Annotated in this window: 2 protein-coding genes; both read right to left on the bottom strand. The window is 74.4% G+C overall.

Annotated elements, in window-relative coordinates:
• Positions 1-1,806, bottom strand: a 1,806-nt coding sequence (locus tag ACZ6EG_RS33945) for a type I polyketide synthase (RefSeq protein WP_469610491.1), incomplete at its 3' end; no start/stop codon positions are given.
• Between the two features lie 34 nt (positions 1,807-1,840).
• Positions 1,841-4,798, bottom strand: a 2,958-nt coding sequence (locus tag ACZ6EG_RS33950) for a type I polyketide synthase (protein ID WP_469610487.1), incomplete at its 5' end; no start/stop codon positions are given.

Here is a 4,798-nt window from a genome sequence, read left to right on the forward strand (position 1 = left end):
CTCCGCCATCGCCTGGGCGAACACCGGCTCCCGCTCCAACAACTCCGCAGCCATCCCCGCCCACTGCGACCCCTGACCGGGAAACACGAACACCGTGCCACCCTGCCCGGGGTCCTGGGTACGGGCGATGACCTCCGCGGTCTCCCGGCCCTCGGCCAGGGCGGTCAGGCCGCGGCGGAACCCGGCGTGGTCCTCGGCCAGCACCACCGCGCGGTGCTCCAGCGTCGCCCGGGTGGTGGCGCAGGAGTATCCGATGTCCACGGGCGCCGGGGCGTTCTCCTCCCCGACTTCCTGGAGGTGGCTGAGCAGCCGTCCGGCCTGGCCTCGCAGTGCCTGCGGGCTGCGCCCGGACAGGATCCAGGGCAGCACCGGGAGGGCGGATCCTCCCGGCCGGTGCTCCTCCACGGGCGCGGTGGCGGACTCCGGTGCGCGGTATTCCTCCAGCACCACGTGCGCGTTGGTGCCGCTGACGCCGAAGGACGAGACAGCGGCGCGGCGCGGCTGCTCCCCGCTCGGCCACTCCAGCGGCTGGGTGAGCAGTTCGACGGCCCCCGAGGACCAGTCCACGTGCGGGGTGGGCTCGTCCGCGTGCAGGGTCCGCGGCAGCACCCCGTGCCGCAGCGCCTGCACCATCTTGATCACACCACCGGCACCCGCCGCGGCCTGCGTGTGCCCGATGTTGGACTTCAGCGACCCCAGCCACAACGGCCGCCCCGCGGGCCGGTCCTGACCGTAGGCGTTCAGCAGCGCCTGCGCCTCGATCGGATCACCCAGAGTCGTACCCGTACCGTGCGCCTCCACCACGTCGATGTCGGCGGCGGTCAGCCGGGCGGCGGCCAGCGCGGCACGGATGACGCGTTCCTGCGAGGGACCGTTCGGCGCGGTCAGTCCGCTGGACGCGCCGTCCTGGTTGACCGCGGAACCGCGCACCACCGCCATGACCTCGTGCCCGTTGCGGACGGCGTCCGAGAGCCGCTCCACCAGCAGCACACCCACGCCCTCGGCCCAGCCGGTGCCGTCGGCCTCCGCCGAGAAGGCCTTGCAGCGGCCGTCGGAGGCTAGACCGCCGGACAGGGCGAAGTCGAAGAAGGTGTTCGGGGTGACCATGATGGCCACGCCGCCGGCCAGGGCCAGTGAACTCTCCCCGCTGCGCAGCGACCGCATGGCCAGGTGCAGCGCCACCAGCGACGACGAGCAGGCGGTGTCCACGGTCAGGGCGGGGCCCTCCAGCCCCAGCGTGTAGGCGACCCGGCCGGAGACGACGCTTCCGCTGTTTCCGGTGCCGAGGTGCCCGGCGACCTCGTCCGGAACGGACATGATGCGCGAGGCGTATTCGTTGTACATGACACCGGTGAAGACGCCGGTGCGGCTCCCGCGCAGGGACAGCGGGTCGATGCCCGCGCGTTCCACGGCCTCCCAGGAGGTCTCCAGCATCAGCCGCTGCTGGGGGTCCATCGCGAGCGCCTCGTTCGGCGAGATGTTGAACAGCGACGGGTCGAAGTCGGCGACGCCGTCGAGGAAGCCTCCCTCCCGGGAGAACTCCACGTCCGCGGCGACACCGGTCTCGAAGTGCGTCATGTCCCAGCCGCGGTCGGCGGGGAAGGGACCCATCGCGTCGACACCGTCCCGCACCAGGCGCCACAGCGCCTCGGGCGAGTCCGCTCCGCCGGGGAAGCGGCAGGACATGCCGATGATGGCGATCGGCTCGTGCTCGGTGGACTCCGCGGCACGCAGCCGCTGACGGACCGAGGCGAGGTCCGTGGTGACCCTCTTCAGGTAGTCCCGCAGCTTGTCCTCGGTGGACACGGCACGTGCGCCGACGGTCTCGTCCGGCATCGCCTCAGGCTCCCAGTTCGTTGTCGATGAAGGCGAAGAGGTTGTCGTCGTCCGCCGCGTCGAGGTTTCCGGCGGCGGTGACGAGGCCCGAACCGTCCGCGGTGTCGTGCCGGGCGAGCAGTGCGTGCAGGCGCGAGATCACCCGGCTGCGGGTCTCGTCCCCCGGACCGGTCCCGGCGAGGGCCGCGTCGAGCCGGTCGAGGTCGGCCAGGAGCGCGGCGGGGCCGGACTCGGCGCTCTCGACGACCAGTTGATCCAGCAGGTGGTCGGCCAGGCGACTGGCGGTCGGGTGGTCGAAGACCAGCGTGGTCGTCAACCGCAGGCCGGTGGCGGCGCTGAGCTGGTTGCGGATCTCGATCGCGCTGAGCGAGCTGAACCCCAGGTCGACGAAGCCCGTCTCGGGGTCGATGGCCTCGGCGGAGGCGTGTCCGAGGACGGCGGCCGCGTGGCCGCGGACCAGGTCGAGCACCACCTGCCGCCGCTCGGACACGTCGAGGGGGGCCAGACGGGCGCTGAGCGACGGCGCGTCCGGCCTCTCCCCCTCGGCCGCCCGCCGGACCGGCGGTGGAACGAGGGTGCGCAGCAGCGCGGGCACCGGACCGCTGTCCGCGCGGGCCCGCAGGGCGGCCAGGTCCAGGCGTGCCGCCACCAGGTGGGCGCGGCCGGCGGTGAGGGCGGCGTCGAGCAGGGTGAGGCCGTCCTGGTCGGACAGAGCGGTTCCGCTGCCGGTCGCGTCCTCCCGTGCGGCGTCCGCGAGGTGGCCGGTCATGCCGGTGCCGGTGGCCCACATGCCCCAGCCGATGGAGAGGGCGTCCCCGCCCCGGGCCCGGATCCGGGCGGCCAGGGCGTCCAGAGTGGCATTGGCGGCGGCGTAGTTGGCCTGGCCGGCCGGCCCGAAGGTGCCGCCGGCGGAGGAGAAGAACACGAACAGTTCGGCCCCGGTCAGTCTGCTCAGGTGGAACGCCGCGTCGGCCTTGGGGCGCAGTACGGCCGCGACGCGCTTGGGCGTCATCGACTCGAAGACCCCGTCGTCGAGGACGCCCGCCGCGTGCACCACGGTGGCGATCCGGCGGCCGGTCAGCACCTCGGCGAGGCGGTCCGCGTCGGCGGTGTCGCAGGCCACGATGTCGGCCCGCGCGCCGAGCGCGGCGAGGTCGGCGGCGAGATCGGCGGCTCCGGGGGCGTCCGGGCCGGAACGGCTGAGCAGGAGCAGGTCGGTGATGCCGTGGGCGGTGGCGAGGTGCCGGGCCACCAGACCGCCGAGGACGCCGGTGCCGCCGGTGACCAAAACGGTCCCGGCGGGCAGCGCGGGCTCGCCCGCGGGCCGGGCCCGGACCAGGCGTGGCACCAGCAGGGAACCGCCGCGCAGGGCGGTCTCCGGCTCGTCGGGGACGAGCGCCTCGGCGAGCCCGGTGAGGTCGCCGTCGGTGTCGACGAGGACGAACCGACCGGGGTGTTCGGCGTGTGCCGACCGCAGCAGGCCCCGGGCGGCCGCGCCGGGCAGGTCGGTGATGTCCTCACCGTCCCGTACGGCGACGGAACCGCAGGTGAGCAGCGCGATGCGGGACTCGTCGAAGCGTCGGTCCGCGAGGAGTGTCTGTGCCGAGTCGAGGACCTCGGCCACCCGCTCGTGCACGGCCTGCGCGTCGTCCTCGTCCGGTGTTCCCGCCCCCGAGAGGAGGACTACCTCGGGCACGTTCATCCCCGCGTCGGCGTAGGCGAGCAGCGCGGCGGTGTCGGCGTGCCACTCGACGGCGAGGTTCTCGTCGGCCAGGTGGTCGGCGGCGCCGAGGACGTCGCCGCCGACCACGGCCCAGGACGTGGGGAACGGGCCGGGTGCGGCGGATGTCCAGTCGGTGGTGAACAGCGCGTCGCCGGGCCCGTTCGCGGAGGCCAGCTGAGCCGCGGAGACCGGTCGGAGGTCCAGCGACTCGACATGGACCACCGGGGCGCCGGTGATGGTCACGGCCTCCAGGCGTACGGCCTCCCGCTCGGCGGAGCGGCTCAGCCGGACCCGCAGTTCGGTGCTGCCCGCCGCGTGCAGGGTGACGCCCTGCCACGCGAAGGGGATCCGCACCCCGCCGGTGCCGGGAAGGAGCCCGCCGGCTCCGATGGCGTGCAGGGCGGCGTCGAAGAGGGCGGGGTGCACGGAGAAGCCCTCGGCGCCGGCGCGGACGTCCTGAGGGAGCGTGACCTCGGCGAACACCTCGCCGTCCCGCCGCCAGACGGAGCGCAGCCCCCGGAAGGCGGGACCGTAGCCGTAACCGCTGTCGGCGGCGGGCTCGTAGAACCCTGCCAGGTCGACCGGTTCGGCGTCCGTGGGCGGCCACGGAACCGGCTCCGGGACGTAACCCGCCGGGTCGGCGGCACGCACGGTGCCCCTCGCGTTGCGGGTCCAGGGCCCGTCGTCGCCCTCGAGGCGGGAGTAGAGGGTGAGGGAGCGCGTGCTCTCCGTGGGAACGCTGTCCGCGACGACGACCTGCAGGATGACCGCCCGTCCCTCGGGCAGGGTGAGCGGGGACTCCAGGGCGAGGTCGTCCAGGTGCGGGCAGCCGGCCGCCGTGCCGGCCCGGACGGCGAGTTCGACCAGTGCGGTGCCGGGGAGCAGGACGGTGCCGAGCAGGACGTGGTCGGCGATCCACGGGTGGGTGTCCGCCGCGATCCGTCCGGTGAGCAGCACGCCGTCCGTGCCGGCCACGGGAACCGCCGCGCCGAGCATCGGGTGGTCGGCGCGGTCGAGACCCATCGCGGAGACGTCGGCGGGCAGCGCCCTGGTCTCGGGCCAGAAGCGGTCCCGCTGGAACGGGTAGGTGGGCAGCTCGACGCCGCTGCCGGTGCGGTCCTCCAGTACGCGCGTCCAGTCGACGGGGGCGCCGTGCACGTGGGCCTCGGCCAGCGCGGTCACCCAACGCCGCACACCCCCCTCACCGCGCCGCAACGTCCCCAGCACCACCCCCGCACC

This window comes from Streptomyces sp. NPDC041968 (assembly GCF_055589025.1).